Here is a 20,822-nt window from a genome sequence, read left to right as displayed (position 1 = left end):
TCATCAGCCTAGTGCTCCGGGCTGCGCGGCGCCCCCGGATGGCGCCTCGCGCTAAGCTCGGGGGCGCAAAAACCGTCACCGCCGGCCGACCCCGACTCGGTCCCCCAGCGCCCCCCGGAAAGGTATTAGTGCAGGTCACCAGCGTAGGCCACGCCGGATTTCTGATCGAGACCCAAGCGGGCAGCGTCCTTTGCGACCCCTGGGTCAATCCGGCCTACTTCGCCTCCTGGTTCCCGTTCCCGGACAACAGCACGCTGGACTGGGACAAGCTGGGCGCCTGCGACTACCTGTACGTCTCGCACCTGCACAAGGACCACTTCGACGCGAAGAACCTGGCCGAACACGTCAACAAGGACGCGACGGTCCTGCTGCCGGACTTTCCCGTGCCCGACCTGCGAAACGCGTTGCAGGAATTGGGCTTTCACCGATTCTTCGAGACCAGCGATTCGGTCAAGCATCGGATCGACGGTCCCCGTGGCGGCCTGGACGTCATGATCATCGCCCTGCGGGCGCCCGCCGACGGCCCGATCGGCGATTCGGCGCTGCTGGTCTGCGACGGCGCCACAACGGTTTTCAACATGAACGACGCCCGGCCCGTCGACCTGGACGTGCTGGCCGCCGAGTTCGGGCACATCGATGTGCACCTGCTGCAGTACTCCGGGGCGATCTGGTACCCGATGGTCTACGACATGCCGGCGCGCGCCAAGGAGTCCTTCGGCGTCCAGAAGCGGCAACGGCAGATGGACCGCGCCCGCCAGTACCTCGCCCAGGTCGGGGCGACGTGGGTGGTCCCGTCCGCGGGGCCGCCGTGCTTCCTGGATCCCGAGTTGCGCCACCTCAACGACGACCACGCGGATCCGGCCAACATCTTTCCGGACCAGATGGTGTTCCTGGACCAGATGCGCACGCACGGCCACGACGGCGGCCTGCTGATGATGCCCGGGTCGACCGCCGACTTCACCGGGTCCACCCTGAATTCGCTGCGCCACCCGCTGCCCACCGACGAGGTCGAGGCCATCTTCACCACGGGCAAGGCCGACTACATCGCCGCGTACGCCGAGCGGATGGCGCCCGTCGTCGCCGCCGAGCGGACGAGCTGGGCCCCCGCGGCCGGGGAGCCCCTCCTGGAACCGCTGCGCGCGTTGTTCGAGCCGATCATGTCCCAAAGCGACGAGATCTGCGACGGGATCGGCTACCCCGTCGAACTGGTACTCGGTCCGGAGACCGTGATCCTGGACTTCCCGAAACGCGCCGTGCGGGAACGGATTCCGGACGAGAAGGTCCGCTACGGATTCGAGATCGCACCGGAGCTGGTGCGCACCGTGCTGCGCGACCGCGAACCCGACTGGGTCAACACCATCTTCTTGTCCACCCGCTTTCGGGCGTGGCGGGTCGGCGGCTACAACGAGTACCTCTACACCTTCTTCAAGTGCCTGACCGACGAACGCATCGCCTACGCCGACGGCTGGTTCGCCGAAACCCACGACGACTCGGCGTCGGTCACGCTGGACGGCTGGGAGATCCAGCGCCGTTGTCCCCACCTCAAGGCCGATCTGTCGAAATTCGGTGTGGTCGAAGGAGACACGTTGACCTGCAACCTGCACGGGTGGCAGTGGCGATTGGACGACGGGCGGTGCCTGACCGCGCGGGGCCACCAGCTGCGGAGTCGCCGCGCGTGAACGACTCCCACCGCTCCTACGACTCCTACGACGATGGGCTGGTTCAGCTGGATCGCGCGGCGATCACGCTGCGCCGCTACCACTTTCCGTCGGGCACATCGAAGGTCATCGCGCTCGACTCGATCCGCGGTTACAAAGCCGAAAGCCTGGGCCTGTTCACGCAGCGGCTCCGAATCTGGGGCAGCTCCGATTTCCGCCGCTGGCTCCCCCTGGACATCCGACGGCCGCTGCGGTCGACGCTGATCACCCTGGACGTACCGGGCACCTGGCCCAGCCCCGCGTTCACGCCGGCGCGTCCCGACGAGTTCACCACGCTGCTCGACGCACTGCTGGCCGCCCGCGGCTAGAGTCCGCAGTCGGCGAGCGCCTGTCGCGCCGCGTTGTAGCCGGGGATGAACGTGATGCCGGGTCCGCCGTGGCATCCCGCGCTGCCCAGGTACAGCCCCTCGATCGGGATCGGCTGGCCCAGAAAGCCCCTGGGGCCCGGCCGGTTGGGGCCCACCTGATTCGCGTTCAACAGACCGTGGCAGTAGTCGCCGCCCGGGGCGCCGAACATCACCCCCATGTGCTTGGGCGTGAAGGTGGTGTGCCGGATGATGCTGCGTTCGAAATTCGGCGCGAGCCGGGTGATCTTGTCGATCACCCGCTGACCCATTTCGACCTTCGCCTGCCCGTAATCCACGTCGCCCTCGATCGGGAAGAACAACGCGAACGCCGACGCGGCGTGCTTGCCCGCCGGGGCGAGATCCGGGTCGTTCTGCGAGGGGATCTGCAGCACCACCGTGGGATCGGCCGGAACGATCCCGCGCCGCGCGTCCTCCCACTGCTGCTGGACCTCTTCCGGCGTGCAGAACAGGCCGATCGAGGCCTGCATGGCCGGTGCGTTGAGGGCCTCATACGGCGCGGCGAAGGCGGGGGCCTCGTCCAGCGCGAAGTGCATCTGCAGGTAGCTGCCGCGGTGGTCGATGCGCGCGTAGCGCGCCCGGATGTCGGCGGGCAGCGCGGCGGGATCGATCAGGTCGTTGAGCGTGGTGTCCGGGGCGATGCCCGAAACGACGATCGGGGCGTGCAGCGTCTCCCCCGCCTCGGTGCGCACCCCGGTCACCCGCCCGTCCGCGACGAGGATCTCGGTCACCTTGGTGCGCAGCCGAACCTCCCCGCCGTGGCTTTCCAGCACGTCGCACAGGTGCGAGGTGAGCGCGCCGATGCCGCCGCGCAGCTTCTTCATCTGCATCGTGTCGCCCTCGGGAACGCCGAGGCCGAAGGCGAGCGCGGCCGCGCTGCCCGGGGTGGCCGGCCCCCGGTACAGCGTGTTGACGGCCAGCACGGTCATCGAACCGCGCAGCGCGCCGTGTTTCTCGCGGTCGGGCAGGTAGCGGTCCAGCACGTCGGTGACCGAGCCGAACAGCATGTCGTCGATGGCCGCGCGCTCGAATTCGTTTGTGGCGCAGGCATACATCTCGTCGATGCTCTTGGGTGGGGTGCCGGCTTCGAAGCGGCCCAGCGCGCGGGTCGGGCCCTGGCTCCACGCCATCAGCCCCGCCATCCCGTTGACGGCGTCGGCCCCGTGCACCTCGTTGAGGTGGGTGAACAGCTTCACCGGGTCGCTGTATTGAACCAGCGGATCGTCGCCGACCCCGCGCACCGCCACCGACATCACGTCCAGGTCGATCGTCGGCAGGGTGTCCAGGCCCAGCTCGTCGACGACCACCTGTGACGTCGGGAACTGCACCGAGCCGGCGATCTCGAATTGATACCCGTCGAAAAGCTCGACGGTGGAAGCCATCCCGCCCGCGTAGAGCTTGGGATCCAGGCACACCGTCCGCAGCCCGGCCTTGGCCAGCAGCACCGCCGCGGTCAGCCCGTTGTGCCCCGCGCCGATGACGATCGCGTCATATCCAGTCATGTTCTTGCCCTCCGCAAAGGAGGCTCGCACGGCCCCAAAGTTTTGTCAATTATGACGAAACTTGCCCGGAGGTCGCGGTGAGCCAGGAGTCGGTGATCCCCGCCCGCAGCGACTCCAACGCCGCGTGGCACAGCCGCGCGAGTTCGCCCAAAGACCGCTCGTCGCCGACCATCCAGACCTCCATCGCGCCGAAGACGGCCGCCGCGATGCACCGCGCGGTCACCGCGGTGCGCACCCGCTGGTCGGCCGTCGGCTCCGCGTTCCCGCGGCCACGCCGTTGCAGCTGTGCCGCAATGGCGTCGGCGAAGTCGGCCTGGACCTCCCGGATGTGGCGGACGATGCGGCCGGGGTCGAGCTCGTCCTGGCGCAGCGCGGCGATCTTGGTGACGGCGTCGACGTCGTACGGGAACGAGAAGATGGCCGACTGCACCGAGTCGATGATCGGTTCGTCGGCCGGCCTGGCGTCCAGGGCAGCGCGAAACCAGTGCAGCCCCGTGTAATCGGCGAACAACAGGTCGTGCTTCGATCTGAAGTGGCGATAGAACGTCCGCAGCGACACCCCGGCGTCGGCGGCGATCTGTTCGGCCGACGTGTCCTCGACGCCCTGGGCGAGGAACCGCACCAGGGCGGCCTGGCGCAACGCTTCGCGAGTGCGCTCGCTGCGCGCCGTCTGAGCGGGCCTGACCATTGCAGCAAGATACCAACACTTCGGTTTGGCCATTCGGTTTGTTGTGTCAATATTGACAAAACTTTGCGGCGCGGGTGAGACTGCGCCCATGGTCTCGCTACTCACTCACGCGGTGCTCGGACTGGCGGTCATCGGTTGGATCGTCACGTCGAACTCGAAGGTCTTCGCCCGGCCGGCCAACGGCCCACTGTTTTCGCCGATGGAAATCGTCTACTACGTCGTCGGCATCGCGTCCGTGGCGCTCGGCTGGTATTTCAACATCACGTTCGTGCACGAATACTCGCAGGGCTCCACCAATCCCCTGTGGGGCGAACACGGAAGCTGGGCCGAATACATCAAGCTGATGTTCACCAACCCCGCCGCGAGCTCGGCCAGCCAGGACTACACGATCGCGAATGTGATTCTGCTGCCGATCTTTACGATCGTGGACGGCTACCGGCGCGGGCTGCGCCACCCCTGGCTGTACTTCGTGTCCAGCCTGTTCACCAGCTTCGCGTTCGCGTTCGCCTTCTACTTCGCGACGATGGAACGGCAGCGCCGGCACGCGCAGGTCACCGGCGAGGCCGCGCCGAAGATCAGCGCCTAGCCCGGTTTGGTGGCCCGCCATCGCTGCCGGCCACGCTTGACGTCGGTGTCGATGTCGGTGAATCCCGCGGCGCGAAGCTTGCCGGGCAGGTCCTTCGGCGCGATGGGGTTGTAGGTGTCGGCAACGTGGATCAGTCGGAACGCCAGCGACGGGACGCCGTCGCTACCGGCGAACACCCCGCCGGGCTGCAGCAGCCTGAACGCCTCGGCGAAGAGCTGATCCTGCAACGCGGCGGTGGGAACGTGGTGCAGCATCGTGAAGCACACCACCGACGTGAAATCGGCTGCGGGCAGGCCGGTTTCGGTGCCGCTCGCCTGGATGATCCGGGCCCGCTCGCCGTAGCGGCGCTGCAGGCGATCGGCCATCGCGCCGTCGAGTTCAACGGCCGTGAGTGATTCCGTGCGATCGAGCAGGGCGCGCAGCGTCGCGCCGTATCCGGGGCCGATTTCCACAGTGCGCGTGCCCAGTTCGACGCCGTGGAGCGCCCACGGCAGCAGCTGGTCGGCCACCGCCTTTTCCCAGGACGGGGAGCTGCAGCGCCGTCGGTGGATCAGATTCATCGCCATACCGCCCACGCTAGGCCGCGACGGCGGGTGCGTGCTTCCGATATCCTGCCGAGATATGTCGGAAATCAGCCACCACGGACTGGTCACGTCGGCGCAGACGCTGCCGCCGGGCGCGCGGATCGAACGCCACCGCCATCCGCAACACCAGATCGTGTACCCGTCCTCGGGCGCGGTGTCGGTGACCACCCCGGCCGGAACGTGGATCACGCCGGCCAATCGCGCCATCTGGATACCGGCCGGATGCTGGCACGAACACAAGTTCCACGGCACGACGCAATTTCATGGCGTCGCACTGGATCCCGGCCGCTACCGCCGCGGTCCGCGGGCGCCGGCCGTGCTGGCGGTCAGCCCGCTGATGCGCGAACTGATCATCGCGTGTTCGCAGGCCGACGGCACCGAGACCGCCGAGCATCACCGGATGCTGGCCGTCCTGCACGACCAGGTGCGGGCGACCGGCGTCGCGGAGCCGCTGTGGATCCCCACGCCCGTCGACCCCCGGCTGCGCCAGGCGTGCGCACTGATCGTCGACAACCTGCGCGAGCCGTTGACGCTGCAGCAGATCGGCGATCGGGTCGGCGTCGGCCAACGCACGCTGAGCCGATTGTTCAGCGACGAGCTGGCCATGACGTTCCCCCAATGGCGCACCCAGGTCCGGCTGCAGCACGCCCTCGTGTTGCTCGCCGATCGGCGCGATGTCACGTCGGTGGCGGCCGAATGTGGTTGGGCCACGGCGAGTGCGTTCATCGACACCTACCGGCGGGCGTTCGGCCACACCCCGGGGCAGCTGGCCGGCGGGCGCTAGCTACCCACCCGGCTCGAGCACCTCGGCGCCGACGAACGGCACCAGCGCCTCGGGAACCCGCACACTGCCATCGGGCCGCTGGTGGTTCTCCAGGATCGCCACCAGCCAGCGGGTGGTGCCCAGCGTGCCGTTGAGCGTGGCCGCGGTCTGGGGCTTGCCGTTCTCGTCGCGGTAGCGGGTCGACAGCCGGCGCGCCTGGAACGTGGTGCAGTTCGACGTCGACGTCAGCTCGCGATAGGTGCCCTGCGTGGGAACCCACGCCTCGCAGTCGAACTTGCGGGCGGCCGACGAGCCGAGATCGCCTGCGGCCACGTCGATCACCCGATACGGCACCTCGATGCGGGCCAGCATCTCGCGCTGCCAACCCAGCAGCCGCTGGTGTTCGGCCTCGGCGTCGGCGGGCGTGCAGTAGACGAAGCCTTCGACCTTGTCGAACTGATGCACCCGGATGATGCCGCGGGTGTCCTTGCCGTGGCTGCCGGCCTCGCGCCGGAAGCACGACGACCAGCCCGCATAGCGCAGCGGTCCGCCGGACAGGTCGAGGATCTCGTTGGCGTGGTAGCCGGCAAGCGGCACCTCGGACGTGCCGACGAGGTAAAGATCATCGGCGTCGAGGTGATACACCTCTTCTGCGTGGGCGCCGAGGAATCCGGTGCCCGACATCACTTCTGGGCGCACCAGCACCGGCGGGATGATCAGGGTGAAACCGTTGCTGACTGCCAGCTGCGCCGCCAGCTGCAGCAGGCCGAGCTGCAGCAGCGCGCCCTGGCCGGTCAAAAAGTAGAACCGCGAGCCGGACACCTTGGCGCCGCGCTGCATGTCGATCAGGCCCAGCGACTCGCCCAGCTCGAGGTGGTCCTTGGGGTCGTCGAGCGCGGGGGGTTCGCCGACGGTGTCGAGGACGGCGAAGTCGTCCTCCCCGCCGGCCGGGACGCCGTCGATGACGACGTTCGAGATGGCCATGTGCGCCGCGGTGAACGCCGCCTCCGCCTCGGCCTGGGCGGCCTCGGCGGCCTTCACCTGCTCGGCCAGTTCCTTGGCGCGCGCGAGCAACGCGGGCCGCTCGTCGGGCGACGCGGCGCCGACGCTCTTGCTCGCGGACTTCTGGTCTGCGCGCAGCGCGTCGGCGGAGGAGATGGCGGCCCGGCGTGCGGCGTCGGCCGACAGCAGCGTGTCCACCAGCGTCGGGTCTTCACCGCGGCTGAGCTGGGAGCGGCGCACGGCGTCGGGGTCTTCCCGGAGCAGCTTCAGGTCGATCACGGCCCTGACACTACTTTCACCGGCACCGCCCGACCGGCACAGCGTCCCCGCCGGCCCGGCTCAGGACTCACATCAGTAACTTTTGTCACGCGCCTCAGGTCGTCCTGTCAGAATGGACCCGATGTCGCAAGCGCCCGAGAAGCAACGTTCGGAAGGCCCCGCCGTCGAGACGCCCGCCGCCTCGACCGGTGAGCCGTCCGGACAGCAGCCGTCGGCCTTCTTGTGGCCGCGCAGCCTGCAGGCCCGGGCCACCCGGCGGGCGCTGCTGCTGACCGCGCTCGGCGGCCTCTTGATCGCCGGGCTGGTGACCGCGATCCCGGTCAGCACCGAATCCGGGCGACTCCTCGACAGCAGCCCCGTGCGCAGCACCGGGGCCAAGAGCGACGCCGCCCTCAACCGCGCCTCTCGCGGCGAATGCCTGATGTGGCCCGACGCCACGCCGGAGTCGGCGAAGATCGTCAACTGCGGCGACGACCACAAGTTCGAAGTGGCCGAATCCATTGACATGCGGACGTTCCCGGGCTCGGAGTACGGCCCCAACGCCGCGCCCCCGACGCCCGCCCGCATCCAGCAGATCACCCAGGAGCAGTGCGAGGCGTCCGTCCGTAACTACCTCGGACTCAAGTTCGATCCGAACAGCAAGTTCACCGTCAGCCTGCTGTGGCCCGGCGACCGCGCGTGGCGTCAGTCCGGCGATCGCCGCATGCTGTGCGGCCTGCAACTGCCCGCCACGAACAACCAGCAGCAGGCGTTCAAGGGCAAGGTCGCCGACGTCGACCAGTCCAAGATCTGGCCGGCCGGCACCTGCCTGGGCATCGATCCGGCGACCAACCAGCCGACCGATGTGCCGGTGGACTGCACGGCCCCGCACGCGATGGAGGTCACCGGCACGGTCAACCTGGCCGAGAGGTTCCCCGACGCCCTGCCCGCCGAGCCGGACCAGGACAGCTTCATCAAGGATTCGTGCACCAAGATGACCGACGCCTACCTGGCGCCGGTCAAGCTGCGCACCACCACGCTGACCCTGATCTACCCCACGGTGCCGCTGGCGAGCTGGACGGCCGGCAGCCGCGAGGTGGCCTGCAGCATCGGCGCGACGCTGGGCAACGGGGGCTGGGCCACCCTGCTGAACAGCGCCAAGGGTCAGCTGCTGATCAACGGCCAGCCCCCGGTGCCGCCGCCCGACATCCCCGAAGAGCGCCTGACCATGCCGCCGATTCCGCTGCAGGTCCCGGCGCAGGCGCCGTCCAACCAGTCCACCACGGCGCCGGAGATGCCGCCGAACAATCAGCACCTGCCCGGCCAGCAACCCGTGGTGACACAGCCCCAGCAGCCACCGCAACCCCAGCAGGCCCCCCAGCAGCAGCCTCCCGCGCCGCAAGCACCGCCCCCGCCGGCGGACAACGGCGCACCGCCCGCGAACCCGGCACCCGAGGCGCCCCCGCCGCCGCCGGCCCCGCCCGCCGAGCCCCCACCGGGGGGCTAGCCGGGTGCCCGTGCGGATGGACCCGCGGCGCTTCGACGAACTGGTCTCCGACGCGCTCGATCTGATACCGCCCGAGCTGGCCGCCGCGATGGACAACGTCGTCGTGCTGGTCGAGGACCGCCATCCCGAGGACGACGAACTGCTCGGGCTGTACGAAGGAGTGGCGCTGACCGAGCGCGACTCCGACTACGCCGGCGCGCTGCCCGACGCCATCACCATCTACCGCGAGGCGCTGCTGGACGTGTGCGAGTCCGAGGCCGAGGTCGTCGAGGAGGTGGCCATCACGGTGATCCACGAAATCGCGCACCACTTCGGCATCGACGACGACCGGCTGCACGAACTGGGCTGGGCCTGACTGGCGCGGCGTCCCGGATTTGTCCCCCGCGGGTGCTATGAACGCGTTATGAGCACTGACTGCCGCGACTGCCGGGCAGGCTTAGATCACTGTCACGGCACCATCATTCACCACGCGCTGCACCGGTCGGAGTGCACCGAGCCGGACTGCTTCAGCCCGGAACTGTTGCCGCACGCCTTCGTCATCGACTGCGACGCCGTGGGCTGTGCCTGCACCGAAGTGATCGCGCTGGCCGTCTGATCGACGTCTCAACCCATCGGGTCGGTGCTTGACCGCACCGCGTCCGCGACCGGGGTGGCCTCGGCCTCCGGATAAAACGGCGGGGTCAACGTCCCCCAGCGCACGCAACTCCACCGGCCGTCGGTGATCGGGGTCAGGGCCACCGATTGGGCGTTCTCGAGATGGTTGTCGAGCGCGAAGTCGGCCTCCACGCCGGCCAGGACCGCGGCGGCCAGCCGGATCGCGGCGCCGTGGCTGACGACCACGATGTCGCCGTGGAAGTCGTGGTTGTCGAGGTAGCGCAGGCGCAGGTCGGTGAGCACCGGCACGTAGCGGTCCAGCACGTCGTTGCCGGTCTCGCCGCCGGGCAGCGGCACGTCGAGCTCGCCGCGATGCCAGCGGTCGTAGATGGCGTTGAACTCCGCGACCGCCTCGTCGTCGTTGCGGTCTTCGAGCCGGCCGACCTGCACCTCGTGGATGCCGGGCACCTCGATGGCCGACATGGCGAGCTGGTCCGCGATCACCGCCGCGGTCTGCGATGCCCGGGTGGCGACCGAGTGCGCGAGCATCGCCGGGCGGCCCGAGCCGCGGGCGAACGCCCGGGCCTGGTCGCGGCCCAAGGGCGTCAGCTCCGCCCCGGGCGGGCGGGTGTCGAGCCGGCGCTCGACGTTGCCGTAGGACTGGCCGTGGCGCACCAGGATCAAGCGACCGCTCACCGCTGCGACCCCCCGGCAGGGTCTTCGGGCTTTCCGTCGCGGACCCGCGCCAGCCAGCGCAACGCCTCGTCGGCGGACGGCGGCAGGGCCCCGGCGGGCGAACCGGTGGGCCAAGATCCGAGATATCGCACATCGGCACAACGACGGTGCAGCGCCTTGAGTGCCTCGGCCACGGCGTCGTCGTCGATGTGTCCGACGCAATCGGCGAAAAACCGGTAGGTGCCGAGTCCGGTTCTGGTCGGCCGGGATTCGATCCGGGTCAGATCGATGCCGCGGACGGCGAACTCGGCGAGCGCCGCCAGCAGGGCGCCCGGCGCGTTGTCGATGCGCAGCACCACCGAGGTCCGATCGGCTCCGGTGCGGGCCGGCGGGCGGCCCGGCAGTCCGACCAAAACGAAGCGGGTGCGGGCGTTGGGCTCGTCGACCACGCCGTCGGCCAGGGTGTCCAGGCCCCAGTGGGTGGCCGCCAGCGGCGAGGTCACCGCGGCGTCGACCCGCCCCTCGGCGACCTGCTGGGCGGCGTCGGCGTTGGAGTACGCCGGCCGCAGTTCGGCATCGGCCAGGTTCGCGGCCACCCACTGCCGCACCTGTGCCGCGGCCATCCCGAAGGCGGCCAACGTGCGCACGTCGGCGGCGCGGCATCCCCGTTTGACGACGATGCTGAACGCGACGTCCAGCGTCGTCTCGGCGAAGACCTGCAGCGGTGAGCCCATGGCCAAGCTGTCCAGGGTCGGCGTCACCGAACCGTCGATCGAGTTCTCGATCGGGACGCACGCGTAGTCCGCGGCGCCGTCGCGCACCGCGGCCAACGCCGCGGAGGTGCTGTCGAACGGCACCGACTGCACCCCGTCGGAGTGCGGGGCGGGAACCATGCCGGCGGCCGTGATCTGCCGCAGCGCCGCCTCGGTGAAGGTCCCTTCCGGACCGAGGTAAGCGATGCGGGCCACGTCCCAACCCTAGCGGCGCGCCGCACAGAAAACCCTTGCGACGCCAACCCCCGTAAGTTAACTTAGGCTTACCTAAGCATAAGGATGAGAATGGTATTACCGCTGAGCTGCCACGCCCCGACCACCGCCGAACGGATCCGCAGCGCGTGCGTGCGCGCCGGCGGCGCGCTCCTGGCGATCGAGCACGACGACCCGGTCCCCACGCCCGTGCACCACCTGATGGACGACGGCTCCTTCGCGCTGGCGCTGCCCGTCGAACAGCAACGCGGGCGGCCCATCGCGGGATCGCAAGCGCTGCTGGAGCTGACCGATTACGCGCCGCTTCCCCTGCGCGAACCGGTCCGTTCGCTGGTGTGGGTGCGCGGGCGCCTGCAGCAGGTGCCCCCGGCGGAGATCCTCTCCACGCTCGACGTGATCGCCGCCGAATGCCCGAATCCGGCGTTGCTCGGCGTCGACACGCCGAGGTGTGCGCCCCCCGGCGGGCAGGAGCAGCGATACACGCTGCTGCGGCTCGAGATCGCCTCGGTTGTGGTCACCGACGCGACCGGCGCGGAGCCGGTGGCGGTCGACGACCTTCTCGCCGCCCGGCCCGACCCGTTCTGCGCGCTCGAGTCGAGCCTGCTGCGGCACCTGGACGCCGCCCACGGCGACGTCCTGGCGCGGTTGGTGTCCCGCCTGCCGGCTCCCCTGCGCCGCGGGCACGTGCGACCGCTGGGGCTCGACCGCTACGGCGTGCGGTTCCGCGTCGAGGGCACCGACCAGGACCACGACGTCCGGCTTCCGTTCCACAAACCGGTGGACGACATGACCGGCCTGCGCCAGGCCATTCGGGTGCTGATGGGGTGCCCGTTCATCAATGGGCTGCGGGCGCGCGGCTAGCCAGTCCTGATCGCGGTGCGCCGCCGGGCACGTACGTTAGCCAGGTGAACCGCGACCGCGCACCGCAGCGTCGGCGGCCCGCACGGCCTGGCCCGCCCGTCCCGCCGCGCCCCGAGCCGCCGCAGGTGATCCCCCGCGAGGGCGCCCCGCCGCCGTCGCCGACCGCGGAGACCCAACCCTTGCACCGCCCGGCGCCACCGGCTCCGGCGGCCGTCGCCCCGGCGCAGCGACCGCGCCCGCCCCGACCACGCGCGCCCCGCAAGCGGCGCCGCTGGATCCGAACCATGGTGTCGTTCTTGGTCGTGACCGTGCTGCTGATCGGCGCGGGCCTGGTCGCCGGCGCCGTGTGGTTCGACACCAAACTGCACCGCGAGCAGGTGCTCGCCGACTATCCCGAACGCCCCGCGCCCGGCCGCGGCACCAACTGGCTCATCGTTGGCTCGGACAGCCGCCAGAGCCTGAGCGCCGCGCAGCAACAGGACTTGGCCACCGGCGGCGACATCGGGGACGGCCGCACCGACACGATCCTGCTGGTTCACGTGCCGGGCGTCGGGTCCAGCGTTCCGACGGCGCTGGTGTCGATACCCCGCGATTCTTTGGTGCCGATCCCGGATCACGGGAAGGACAAGGTCAACGCGGCGTTCTCGATGGGTGGCGCGCGGTTGCTGGTCCGCACCCTGGAACAGGCGACCGGATTGCGCATCGATCACTATGCCGAGATCGGATTCGGCGGGTTCGCCGCGCTGGTCGACGCGCTCGGCGGGGTGACGGTGTGCCCGACGACCCCGATCGATGACCCGCTGGCCGGCATCGACCTGCCGGCCGGCTGCCAGAGGCTCGACGGCCGGCAGGCACTCGGATACGTCCGGACGCGCGACACCCCGCGGGCCGATCTGGACCGTATGGTCAATCAGCGTCAGTTCGTGGCCGAACTGCTGCATCGCGCCGGCAGCCCGGCGGTGTGGCTCGATCCCCGGCGCTGGTATTCGGTCCCGCGCGCGGCCGCCGACGCCCTGACCGTCGACCAGGACGACCACGCCTGGGACCTGGCCCGGCTGGGCTGGGCGTTGCACGGGCCCACCGCCACCATGACCGTCCCGATCGGGGAGTTCACCAGCGGTGACGCCGGCGCGGTGGTGGTGTGGAACCACGACGCGGCCGGCCGGTTGTTCGACGCGTTGGCCGCCGACGCGCCGCTGCCGCCCACCACGGCGGAGGGCCAGCAGTAGCGGACCGACCTAGATGCTGACCTGGCCGGCGGGATTGCCGCGGAGCCACGCCTTGGTGCGGCCCGGGTGGTGGGTGGCCAGCCACGCCACGCCGACGTCGCGGCAGAAGTCGATGTCGTCGTACTCGTCGACGTTCCAGCAGTAGACCGCCCTGCCCTGGGCGATGGCGCGGTCCGCCAGTTGGGGATATTCCTTCAACGTCAGCAGCGAGGGCCCGACGGCGGTGGCGCCGACGGCGGTGGGCGCGCCGCTGGTCAGGTAGCGCGCCGTTTTGCCCAGCAGCACGGTGGGCAGCAGCGGCGCCGCCCGCCGGATCCGCCAGATCGCGGACGCCGAGAACGACATCACCACGGCGCGGGACCGATCGGCCGAGGCGGGCGCGGCGATGCCGAAACGGTGCAGCAACGCCAGGAGCTTGGTCTCCACCAGCGAGCCGTACCGGACGGGGTGCTTGGTTTCGATGAAGAGCTTCACCGGCCGATGCCAATCCAGCACCAGCGAAACCAGCGCGTCCAGGGTCAGCAGACTGGTGTCGCCGTGCGTGCCGTCCTCGCGCCAGCTGTCGTGCCACGCGCCGTACTCGAGCTCGCGCAGCTGCGCCAGCGTCATCGTGCTGACCAGGCCGGCTCCGGTCGAGGTGCGGTCCAGCCGGCGGTCGTGCACGCACACGAGATGGCCGTCGCGGGTCAACCGCACATCACATTCGACGCCGTCGGCGCCCTCTTTGAGCGCGAGATCGTAGGCGGCCAGCGTGTGTTCGGGACGCGCCGCCGAAGCACCGCGGTGGGCGACGACATACGGATGCCCGGCGAGCACCTCGTCGGCCCACGTCATATCCCTATGCTGCCGGTTCCTGCCCCTCTAACTCAACTGGGCCGGCCGAAGCCGGTGTGGGGGCGCCGTCGTCGGGAACCATGACCCAGCGGTGCGCGGGACGCGCGACGGGTTTGCGATGGAAGCCCTCGAAAATGCGGGTCGCGGCCGCCAGGGTGGCGGCCGCGAGCAGGTAGGCGACGACCATCAGGACGGTGTTGTTGGCGATGCCCTGCGCGTCGGTGGCGAAGCTGGTCACGATGGCAGCGATGGAGACGGCGTAGCTGCAGACCCACGCGATCCACCACTGCAGGACGGGTCCGCGTAGCCGCGCCCAATGGTCTTCGAGCATCGCCAGCTCGATCACGTAGACCGGGGCCCACAAGAGATTGGCCAGCGGCACGACGCAGCCGGCCCACAGTGCCCGCGGCGAGCGCGGCTCCGGCAGCCCGTGATGGGCGAACGCGGCGGCGCGCCGCGCGATCAGCCAACGGATCAGGAGCACGCCCGACGCGATCACCGCCGCGCCCGCGCCCACGCTGGCGAGCACGCCCAGCCAGTCGGCCGCGAGGGCCACCCACGAATTCAGCAGGGTGTTCCGGTTGATGACCAGCAGCACATAGCGGACGACGTAAACCAGGGCGGCGATGCTGAGGACCAGCACGCTCACGAATGAGGTGGTGCGGATGACCTGCCCCGTCGGCCCCGCCGCCGCGGGCGCTGCGCCGGTGGCGGGCGCCTGCTCGACGCGGTCCGCCAAACTCCAACGCGGTATCACCGTGTAGCGCGGCGTGGGCCCGAGGGGGCGCCGGGCGTGTCGGGCCGGCGGCGCGGCGCCGGGACGCACCGCGATCCAGCGATAGCCGGGCGGCAGCCGTGGCGGGGTGCGCTGCCACCCCGGAGACCGCTGGGGTCCGGCCGGGGGCGGGGCGCCCGCGGAGGCCCACCGCGGGTCGGCGGGCGGCGACTGGGGCGCCATGAGGGCGCCGCGGCAGCGGGGACACCACTCGCGTTGCCGGTCGCGCACGTTCCAGCGGGTGCCGCACTGGGAGCACACCTGGATCACCGGACCAGACTAGCGCCGCGACCATGCGCGCCGCGGAACGCGGGGCGCTGAGGAGCGGCGCTCGAGGGGGCGTGGGCAACGTAATCGGCCGCCGCGGACTATCCACAGTTTCCACAGGTTTATCCACATAGGCCCCCGGGGTACAGAGAACCATCGCTACTGCCTCTGGCGCCGAACTGTGGTGTAACTGTGGATAACATCGCGGTGTTGCACGCGTGTCTTAAACAGTCCAAGGCGCCCGTGTGAGCGAAATGGATTGCCCCGCTAAGCATCGGCGCGGCGGCGCCCACGCCGCCCCGTTTCCCGTCCCGACGTCTTGCAATCACCCACGTCCCGGTCCTCGCTAACCCGCAGCTCAGGGCGCTATTTTTTCAACTTCGCCGCAAAGCGCTATGATCGCGTTCTCGTAAGTGTTTGTGACTCACCTCACTCACCGTGAGGTGCACCGGGGGGTGGAAGGCGATTGATGGCCACGCATTCGTTCGGTCCGGGTTCACCGGCCGCGTCGAAGTCGTATTGCGGCTCGCCCGCGTGGAATCACAGCTACACCATCGCGGCGCTGCGCGCCGGACTGATCGCACTGGCCTTACTGGCCGTGCTCGCGGTCATCGTCTTGTTCTGAACTGACCCCGAGCGGGTATCCGCCCTGCGGCTCAGAGGGGTCATTCTTGCGGTGCGCGCGCTCATGGAGCAGGGTTGATAACGGTCGGCCGCCGCAAGGCGCCCCGTGACTGAGCGTCAAGACGATAATCGAAGAAAGGAACGCCGTGGCTGAATACACCCTGCCCGACTTGGACTGGGACTACGCAGCGTTGGAACCGCACATCTCAGGTCAGATCAACGAGATCCACCACAGTAAGCACCACGCCACCTACGTCAAAGGCGTGAACGACGCTCTGTCCAAGCTCGAAGAGGCCCGTGCCAACGAAGATCACGCTGCGATCTTCCTGAACGAAAAGAACCTGGCCTTTCACTTGGGCGGCCACGTCAACCACTCCATCTGGTGGAAGAACCTGTCGCCGGACGGCGGCGACAAGCCGACCGGCGAATTGGCCGCCGCGATCGATGACGCCTTCGGATCCTTCGACCGGTTCCGCGCGCAGTTCAGCGCGGCCGCCAACGGCCTGCAGGGGTCGGGCTGGGCGGTGTTGGGCTACGACACCCTCGGCAGCCGGCTGCTGACCTTCCAGCTCTACGACCAGCAGGCCAACGTGCCGCTGGGCATCATTCCGCTGCTGCAGGTCGACATGTGGGAGCACGCTTTCTACCTGCAGTACAAGAACGTCAAGGCGGACTACGTCAAGGCGTTCTGGAACGTCGTCAACTGGGCCGACGTGCAGAAGCGCTACGCCGCGGCGACCTCGAAAACCCAGGGCCTGATTTTCGGCTGACTTTTATTTCGATCGGCGGGGGCGTCGCGCGGATTGCGCGGCGCCCCAGTCGTTTGTGCGGCCCCGGAGGGGTCGATCTGAAGATCCGCGACGCTGACCGTGTCGTGTTGCACGGCGCCTAATCCGCAGGCATTCTTAATTATTCGGACTACCAGTGTGGTTATTCCCAACGGAGGCGTCGCGCGGAGGTCGGAGATGGAAACTGGGTCGGATCGACCGATCGGGGTCTCCCCGTTCCATTCTCGTGGGTCCCTGAAGGGGTTCCTGATCTCCGGCCGTTGGCCCGATTCGACGAAAGAATGGGCCCAGCTGCTCATGGTCGCGGTCCGGATCGCGTCGTTGCCCGGGTTGCTCTCCACCACAACGGTGTTCGGCGCCCGCGAAGAACTGCCCGACGAACCCGAACCGGACACGGTCGGCCTGGTGCTGGCCGAGGGCACGGTCTTTGGTGAATCGGCAATCCAGCCAGGCTATTTCGCCGACCATCAGCCCCCCGCGCTACTCATGCTGCATCCGCCGTCGGAAACCACGCCGTCGCTGCCCGAATGCACGGGGGCGGCATCGGGATGCGTATTGCTGCCCGGGTTGCCCTATCTCGGCCTGGAACACCGGGCGGCCTGGGTGGAAGCAGAAGCCGACGGCACCATCACGTCGATGGTGAGCCGGGTCGGCGTCGATCCGATCAGCCATCCCGACACGGCGATTTTGGCGATGCTGCTCGCCGCCTAGCGAGAACACGGCGGCGCGAATGGCGATTCGCCTTCCCGGCCGCGAGGAGGCGCTTCGCGCCCGCGGGAATCACGCGACCGGACCGCTCTGGCGACCGTCACGTCGGGCGGCGCTCAGCGGTGGACCGGTCGTGGATGACCGCGACTTCGACGGCGCCCACTAAGTTAACGGCCCCTCGACCATCGGTGTCCACCATGCGGCCGGCGAGTTGCGGCGCGCGCTCGATGGCTAGGTTTCGGGCCCGGCAGCAAATGGCGTACCGGATCCGGCCAGCTTGCCGGTCCGTTGCGGTGCAATCGCCCAGCACGGCGCGGGTGCTCGCAACGGCCCCCACGAGGCGTCCGGCCCGCCACTTCGGGACGGGTGTCCGATTCTGCGGATAACCTGTGAGTTCCATGGATTTGGTGGACACCTCAGCGAATCAGTTAGACGCTCGTCAAGTGGGGAGTTGGTGAGCGTCGGCTGTGCCGCTCGGGAATCCTTCGGGGTTTGCACCTGGTTACCCTTACCAAGCCTCGCTACCATGATCAGCAAATACACCTAGGTAATAGTTCGCTTCTACAGCCCAGTGGAGGTCATATCAATGAGCACGACGTTCGCTGCTCGCCTGAACCGCCTGTTCGACACGGTGTATCCGCCTGGACGCGGTGCGCACACCTCCGCGGAAGTGATCGCGGCGCTCAAGGCGGAGGGCATAACGATGTCGGCTCCCTACTTGTCGCAGTTGCGTTCCGGCAACCGCACCAACCCGTCCTCGGCGACGATGGCCGCCCTGGCCAACTTCTTCCGCATCAAGCCGGCCTACTTCACCGACGACGAGTACTACGAGAAGCTCGACAAGGAATTGTCGTGGCTGGCCACGGCGCGCGACGACAACGTGCGCCGCATCGCGATGCGCACGGCCGAGCTCTCCCCCGAGGCCCAGCGCGAGGTCATGGAGCGCGTCAACGAGCTGCGCCGCGCGGAGCACCTGGACGCCTAGCGGCCCCGGCCAGCCCTGGGGAGCTGGCGCCCGCCCATTCCGATTAGGGTTGGCAAACGGATCGCGAACGCGAGAGCGTTAGACGACGATTGCCAGCGAGATACCGGGAGGCGGCCGGGAATGGCCCTGTTCGGCAAGCGAAAGAGCCGCGCGACGCGTCGCGCTGAAGCCCGCGCCATCAAGGCCCGCGCGAAGCTCGAGGCCAAGCTGGCCGCGAAAAACGAGGTGCGGCGCGCCAAGTCCGCCCAACGGGCGGAGAACAAGGCGCTCAGGGCCCAGATCAAGGCGCAGCGCGACAGCGACCGCAACGCGCTCAAAGTCGCTGAGGCCCAACTCAAGGCGGCGCGGGAGGGCAAGATCTTCTCCCCGACCCGGATCCGCCGCGTGCTGACGGTCTCGCGGCTGCTCGCGCCGATCCTCACCCCGGTGATCTACCGGTTGGCCGTCTCGGCGCGCGCGCTGATCGATCAGCGCCGCGCGGACCGGCTCGGGATCCCGCTGGCTCAGATCGGCCAGTTCTCCGGCCCCGGCGCCCAGCTGTCGGCCCGCATCGCGGGGGCCGAGAGGTCGTTGCGGTCGGTGCAGGACAAGAAGCCCAAGGACGCCGAGACGAAGGCGTTCGTGGCCGCCATCACCGAGCGGCTCACCGATCTCTCGGCGGCCGTCACCGCCGCGGAGAATCTGCCCGCCGCGCGGCGCCGGGCGGCCCACGCCGCGATCTCGTCGCAGCTCGAAGGCATCGAGGCCGATCTGATGGCCCGCCTCGGGTTGAGCTGACCGACCCCACGAAAGGCAATCTCCTCCCATGTCAATCCACGGCAGGTGGATCCCGCGCATCCTGATCGCGGCCGGCGCGGTCGTCGTCCTGGCCCTCGGGTCGGCGCTGCAGTTGCCGACGGCGTCGGCGCACGTCCACGCCAGCAGCGACAATCCGGTGCGCGGCGCCATGGCCCTGGTCACCTTCCAGGTGCCCAACGAATCGAACGTCGGGGCCGCCACCACCGCCTTGACCGTCGCCCTGCCCGGCGTCGCCTCGGCGCGCACCGAAAGCATGCCGGGCTGGACGGCCAGGCTCGACCGCGACGCGGCGTCCGGTGCCGTCCGCTCGGTGACATGGACGGCCGCCCCCGGCGGGGGGATCGCCGCTGACCAATTCGCGCTGTTCCGGTTGTCCGTGAAGTTGCCCGACACCGACACCGTCAGCTTCCCGGCCACGCAGTCCTACGCCGACGGGACCGTCGTGAAGTGGGATCAGGCGCCGCTGCCCGACGGCGGCGAGCCCGAACGCCCGGCGCCCATGCTCACCCTTGCCACCGGGCCGGCGGGGTCACACCACCACCATGGAACGCCCGATCAATCGACCGAACCGGCGCGGCCCCACGCGGCCGACAACACCGCGCGGTTGTTGGGCGGCGCCGCTCTGGTGGTCGCGGCGCTGGGCGTCGCGATCGCGTTGATCCGCCGCCGCCCGTGAAACGGCTGGCGTTCGGCGCGTGCCTGAGCGCCATGTTCGCGATGGCCACGCTCGCCGCGCCGGTGTCGTCGGCGCACGCCACGCGGATCGCCACCGACCCCGCGGCCAACGCGGTGCTGGCCTCCGGCCCGCAGCGGGTCAGCGCGACCTTCAACGAGCAGTTGCAGACCACGTTCGCCGCGATGACGGTGGTCGGCCCGGACGGCAACGTGTGGTCCGCCGGCGAGCCCACCGTGGCCGGCGCGATGGTCAGCATCGCCCTGCGTCCACTGGGACCGTCCGGCACGTACACGGTGAACTACCGGGTGACCTCCGCGGACGGCCACGTGGTGTCCGGGTCCTGGTCGTTTCAGCTCACGGTGTCCGGCACCGGCACGCCCGGGCCGCCGGTTGCCGGCGGCGGGGGCGGCGGCGGTGACGTCCCCGTCTGGCCGTTCGTCGCGGCCGCGTTGGCGCTCGTCGCGGGCGGCGCCTGGTGGGCGGTGCGGCACAGGCGGTGATCGAGGCGCCGTCACACGTGCTGGCATGATGGGGTCGAGATCCCTGAGCTAGGGAAACGACGACAGAGGAAGCTCAAGGAGCGGCCGCATGGCAGACCCGCAGGACCCCACCAACAGCGCGCCCGACGGCGCCGGCACTCCGCCGGAGAAGAAACCGCCCGCCAAGGCGGCGAAAAAGACCGCGAAGGCGCCGGCCAAGAAGGCACCTGCGAAGAAGGCACCCGCCAAGAAGGCGCCCGCCAAGAAGGCGCCCGCGAAGAAGGCGCCGGCCAAGAACGCCGAACCCGCACCCCCGGGGCCACCCGGGCCGCCGGCCGGCGTGCAGCAGCGGGCCGAAACCAATGGCGACCTCACGGCCGCCGCCAAAGACGCTGCCGCACAGGCGAAGTCCACCGTGGAAGCCGCCAACAACCCGGTCTCTCCCGCCGTCCCGGGCTCCGCGGTGGGCCAATCCCCGGTGCCGCTGATCGTCGCCGTGGCGGTCAGCCTGCTGGCCATCCTGCTCATCCGCCAGCTGCGCCGTCGCTGAGGGCGCGGGCGTTTACATGT

25 protein-coding genes are annotated in these 20,822 nt (G+C 69.6%); 17 read left to right on the top strand and 8 right to left on the bottom strand.

What is annotated here, in order from left to right:
• Positions 1-128 precede the first annotated feature (128 nt).
• Both W7U_RS22480 and W7U_RS22475 read left to right on the top strand, forming a co-directional pair.
• A complete protein-coding gene (locus W7U_RS22480) occupies positions 129-1,679 on the top strand; it encodes an MBL fold metallo-hydrolase (protein WP_008262995.1) in 1,551 nt (516 codons plus the stop codon).
• The gene (locus tag W7U_RS22475) at positions 1,676-2,026 is read left to right on the top strand and encodes a hypothetical protein (protein WP_008262993.1); all 351 of its coding nucleotides are present in this window, start codon (positions 1,676-1,678) and stop codon (positions 2,024-2,026) included. The genes W7U_RS22480 and W7U_RS22475 overlap by 4 nt, the downstream gene beginning before the upstream one ends.
• Here W7U_RS22475 and W7U_RS22470 read toward each other — a convergent pair.
• Together W7U_RS22470 and W7U_RS22465 are read right to left on the bottom strand one after the other, a co-directional pair.
• Positions 2,023-3,585, bottom strand: a complete 1,563-nt coding sequence (locus W7U_RS22470) for an NAD(P)/FAD-dependent oxidoreductase (protein ID WP_008262986.1) — start codon at positions 3,583-3,585, stop codon at positions 2,023-2,025. The two genes, W7U_RS22475 and W7U_RS22470, sit on opposite strands and share 4 nt — an antisense overlap.
• A gap of 49 nt (positions 3,586-3,634) precedes the next feature.
• Positions 3,635-4,273 carry a TetR/AcrR family transcriptional regulator gene (locus W7U_RS22465; protein WP_008262979.1) on the bottom strand — a complete coding sequence of 213 codons (639 nt, stop codon included), beginning with the start codon at positions 4,271-4,273 and terminating at the stop codon, positions 3,635-3,637.
• Positions 4,274-4,361: 88 nt separating this feature from the next.
• On the opposite strand from W7U_RS22465, the gene W7U_RS22460 reads away from it, so the two are divergent.
• The gene (locus tag W7U_RS22460) at positions 4,362-4,859 is read left to right on the top strand and encodes a DUF2834 domain-containing protein (RefSeq protein ID WP_008262978.1); all 498 of its coding nucleotides are present in this window, start codon (positions 4,362-4,364) and stop codon (positions 4,857-4,859) included.
• Here W7U_RS22460 and W7U_RS22455 read toward each other — a convergent pair.
• Entirely contained in the window at positions 4,856-5,425 is a 570-nt protein-coding gene (locus tag W7U_RS22455; protein ID WP_008262977.1) for a class I SAM-dependent methyltransferase, read from the bottom strand. The two genes, W7U_RS22460 and W7U_RS22455, sit on opposite strands and share 4 nt — an antisense overlap.
• A gap of 55 nt (positions 5,426-5,480) precedes the next feature.
• Here W7U_RS22455 and W7U_RS22450 point away from each other — a divergent pair, with 55 nt between their 5' ends.
• A complete protein-coding gene (locus W7U_RS22450) occupies positions 5,481-6,227 on the top strand; it encodes a helix-turn-helix transcriptional regulator (RefSeq protein WP_008262976.1) in 747 nt (248 codons plus the stop codon).
• Here W7U_RS22450 and serS read toward each other — a convergent pair whose 3' ends face one another.
• Positions 6,228-7,487: a serine--tRNA ligase gene (serS, locus tag W7U_RS22445; RefSeq protein ID WP_008262975.1), complete on the bottom strand. Its 1,260-nt coding sequence runs from the start codon at positions 7,485-7,487 to the stop codon at positions 6,228-6,230. It lies immediately after the preceding gene.
• A 112-nt stretch (positions 7,488-7,599) separates the two neighbouring features.
• Between serS and W7U_RS22440 the strand changes: the two genes are divergently transcribed.
• Genes W7U_RS22440 through W7U_RS22430 form a run of 3 tightly spaced genes read left to right on the top strand, consistent with a single transcriptional unit; the run spans position 7,600 to position 9,568 of the window.
• Positions 7,600-8,973: a septum formation family protein gene (locus W7U_RS22440; RefSeq protein WP_008262974.1), complete on the top strand. Its 1,374-nt coding sequence runs from the start codon at positions 7,600-7,602 to the stop codon at positions 8,971-8,973.
• Between the two features lie 4 nt (positions 8,974-8,977).
• Positions 8,978-9,328 carry a metallopeptidase family protein gene (locus W7U_RS22435; protein ID WP_008262973.1) on the top strand — a complete coding sequence of 117 codons (351 nt, stop codon included), beginning with the start codon at positions 8,978-8,980 and terminating at the stop codon, positions 9,326-9,328.
• A 48-nt stretch (positions 9,329-9,376) separates the two neighbouring features.
• The gene (locus tag W7U_RS22430; RefSeq protein WP_008262971.1) at positions 9,377-9,568 is read left to right on the top strand and encodes a hypothetical protein; all 192 of its coding nucleotides are present in this window, start codon (positions 9,377-9,379) and stop codon (positions 9,566-9,568) included.
• Between the two features lie 8 nt (positions 9,569-9,576).
• Here the strand turns inward: W7U_RS22430 and W7U_RS22425 are convergent, their stop codons facing one another.
• On the bottom strand, positions 9,577-10,263 hold the full coding sequence (locus tag W7U_RS22425; RefSeq protein ID WP_008262970.1) for a histidine phosphatase family protein: 687 nt from the start codon (positions 10,261-10,263) through the stop codon (positions 9,577-9,579).
• Positions 10,260-11,210, bottom strand: coding sequence for a prephenate dehydratase (gene pheA, locus W7U_RS22420; protein WP_008262969.1), 951 nt, complete (start codon positions 11,208-11,210; stop codon positions 10,260-10,262). Before pheA ends, W7U_RS22425 begins: the two co-directional genes overlap by 4 nt.
• Positions 11,211-11,300: 90 nt before the next feature.
• On the opposite strand from pheA, the gene W7U_RS22415 reads away from it, so the two are divergent.
• On the top strand, positions 11,301-12,089 hold the full coding sequence (locus tag W7U_RS22415) for a DUF2470 domain-containing protein (RefSeq protein ID WP_008262966.1): 789 nt from the start codon (positions 11,301-11,303) through the stop codon (positions 12,087-12,089).
• Between the two features lie 44 nt (positions 12,090-12,133).
• Positions 12,134-13,318, top strand: a complete 1,185-nt coding sequence (locus W7U_RS22410) for an LCP family protein (protein ID WP_036429748.1) — start codon at positions 12,134-12,136, stop codon at positions 13,316-13,318.
• Positions 13,319-13,327: 9 nt separating this feature from the next.
• On the opposite strand, the gene W7U_RS22405 is transcribed toward W7U_RS22410, so the two are convergent.
• Positions 13,328-14,152, bottom strand: coding sequence for a glycerophosphodiester phosphodiesterase (locus tag W7U_RS22405; RefSeq protein ID WP_008262958.1), 825 nt, complete (start codon positions 14,150-14,152; stop codon positions 13,328-13,330).
• Positions 14,153-14,156: 4 nt separating this feature from the next.
• A complete protein-coding gene (locus tag W7U_RS22400; RefSeq protein ID WP_042909830.1) occupies positions 14,157-15,197 on the bottom strand; it encodes a DUF4328 domain-containing protein in 1,041 nt (346 codons plus the stop codon).
• Positions 15,198-15,663: 466 nt separating this feature from the next.
• On the opposite strand from W7U_RS22400, the gene W7U_RS26575 reads away from it, so the two are divergent.
• From W7U_RS26575 to W7U_RS22360, 8 genes are all read left to right on the top strand, one after another.
• A complete protein-coding gene (locus W7U_RS26575) occupies positions 15,664-15,819 on the top strand; it encodes a hypothetical protein (RefSeq protein WP_008262955.1) in 156 nt (51 codons plus the stop codon).
• Between the two features lie 145 nt (positions 15,820-15,964).
• Positions 15,965-16,588 carry a superoxide dismutase gene (locus W7U_RS22395; protein WP_008262954.1) on the top strand — a complete coding sequence of 208 codons (624 nt, stop codon included), beginning with the start codon at positions 15,965-15,967 and terminating at the stop codon, positions 16,586-16,588.
• A 195-nt stretch (positions 16,589-16,783) separates the two neighbouring features.
• The gene (locus W7U_RS22390; protein WP_008262953.1) at positions 16,784-17,317 is read left to right on the top strand and encodes a hypothetical protein; all 534 of its coding nucleotides are present in this window, start codon (positions 16,784-16,786) and stop codon (positions 17,315-17,317) included.
• Between the two features lie 583 nt (positions 17,318-17,900).
• Positions 17,901-18,299 carry a secretion protein EspR gene (locus W7U_RS22380; protein ID WP_008262950.1) on the top strand — a complete coding sequence of 133 codons (399 nt, stop codon included), beginning with the start codon at positions 17,901-17,903 and terminating at the stop codon, positions 18,297-18,299.
• Between the two features lie 120 nt (positions 18,300-18,419).
• Positions 18,420-19,076, top strand: coding sequence for a DUF6474 family protein (locus W7U_RS22375; RefSeq protein WP_008262945.1), 657 nt, complete (start codon positions 18,420-18,422; stop codon positions 19,074-19,076).
• A gap of 28 nt (positions 19,077-19,104) precedes the next feature.
• Positions 19,105-19,773, top strand: a complete 669-nt coding sequence (locus W7U_RS22370) for a YcnI family protein (protein ID WP_008262943.1) — start codon at positions 19,105-19,107, stop codon at positions 19,771-19,773.
• The gene (locus W7U_RS22365; RefSeq protein ID WP_008262942.1) at positions 19,770-20,273 is read left to right on the top strand and encodes a copper resistance CopC family protein; all 504 of its coding nucleotides are present in this window, start codon (positions 19,770-19,772) and stop codon (positions 20,271-20,273) included. Before W7U_RS22370 ends, W7U_RS22365 begins: the two co-directional genes overlap by 4 nt.
• An 88-nt stretch (positions 20,274-20,361) precedes the next feature.
• The gene (locus W7U_RS22360) at positions 20,362-20,802 is read left to right on the top strand and encodes a hypothetical protein (protein ID WP_008262940.1); all 441 of its coding nucleotides are present in this window, start codon (positions 20,362-20,364) and stop codon (positions 20,800-20,802) included.
• The last annotated feature ends 20 nt before the right edge of the window (positions 20,803-20,822 follow it).

This window comes from Mycobacterium sp. H4Y (assembly GCF_000364405.1).
Lineage (GTDB): Bacteria > Actinomycetota > Actinomycetes > Mycobacteriales > Mycobacteriaceae > Mycobacterium > Mycobacterium intracellulare.
This window is presented reverse-complemented; position numbering and strand designations above follow the sequence as displayed.

Excerpts from the sequence above, each read along its gene's own strand:
- W7U_RS22390 (WP_008262953.1), top strand. The coding sequence starts at position 16,784 with ATGGAAACTGGGTCGGATCGACCGATCGGGGTCTCCCCGTTCCATTCT.
- W7U_RS22375 (WP_008262945.1), top strand. The coding sequence starts at position 18,420 with ATGGCCCTGTTCGGCAAGCGAAAGAGCCGCGCGACGCGTCGCGCTGAA.
- W7U_RS22455 (WP_008262977.1), bottom strand. The coding sequence starts at position 5,425 with ATGGCGATGAATCTGATCCACCGACGGCGCTGCAGCTCCCCGTCCTGG.
- W7U_RS22465 (WP_008262979.1), bottom strand. The coding sequence starts at position 4,273 with ATGGTCAGGCCCGCTCAGACGGCGCGCAGCGAGCGCACTCGCGAAGCG.
- W7U_RS22460 (WP_008262978.1), top strand. The coding sequence starts at position 4,362 with ATGGTCTCGCTACTCACTCACGCGGTGCTCGGACTGGCGGTCATCGGT.
- W7U_RS22450 (WP_008262976.1), top strand. The coding sequence starts at position 5,481 with ATGTCGGAAATCAGCCACCACGGACTGGTCACGTCGGCGCAGACGCTG.
- W7U_RS22370 (WP_008262943.1), top strand. The coding sequence starts at position 19,105 with ATGTCAATCCACGGCAGGTGGATCCCGCGCATCCTGATCGCGGCCGGC.
- W7U_RS22430 (WP_008262971.1), top strand. The coding sequence starts at position 9,377 with ATGAGCACTGACTGCCGCGACTGCCGGGCAGGCTTAGATCACTGTCAC.
- W7U_RS22380 (WP_008262950.1), top strand. The coding sequence starts at position 17,901 with ATGAGCACGACGTTCGCTGCTCGCCTGAACCGCCTGTTCGACACGGTG.
- W7U_RS22360 (WP_008262940.1), top strand. The coding sequence starts at position 20,362 with ATGGCAGACCCGCAGGACCCCACCAACAGCGCGCCCGACGGCGCCGGC.
- W7U_RS22440 (WP_008262974.1), top strand. The coding sequence starts at position 7,600 with ATGGACCCGATGTCGCAAGCGCCCGAGAAGCAACGTTCGGAAGGCCCC.
- W7U_RS22415 (WP_008262966.1), top strand. The coding sequence starts at position 11,301 with ATGGTATTACCGCTGAGCTGCCACGCCCCGACCACCGCCGAACGGATC.
- W7U_RS22470 (WP_008262986.1), bottom strand. The coding sequence starts at position 3,585 with ATGACTGGATATGACGCGATCGTCATCGGCGCGGGGCACAACGGGCTG.
- W7U_RS22405 (WP_008262958.1), bottom strand. The coding sequence starts at position 14,152 with ATGACGTGGGCCGACGAGGTGCTCGCCGGGCATCCGTATGTCGTCGCC.
- W7U_RS26575 (WP_008262955.1), top strand. The coding sequence starts at position 15,664 with ATGGCCACGCATTCGTTCGGTCCGGGTTCACCGGCCGCGTCGAAGTCG.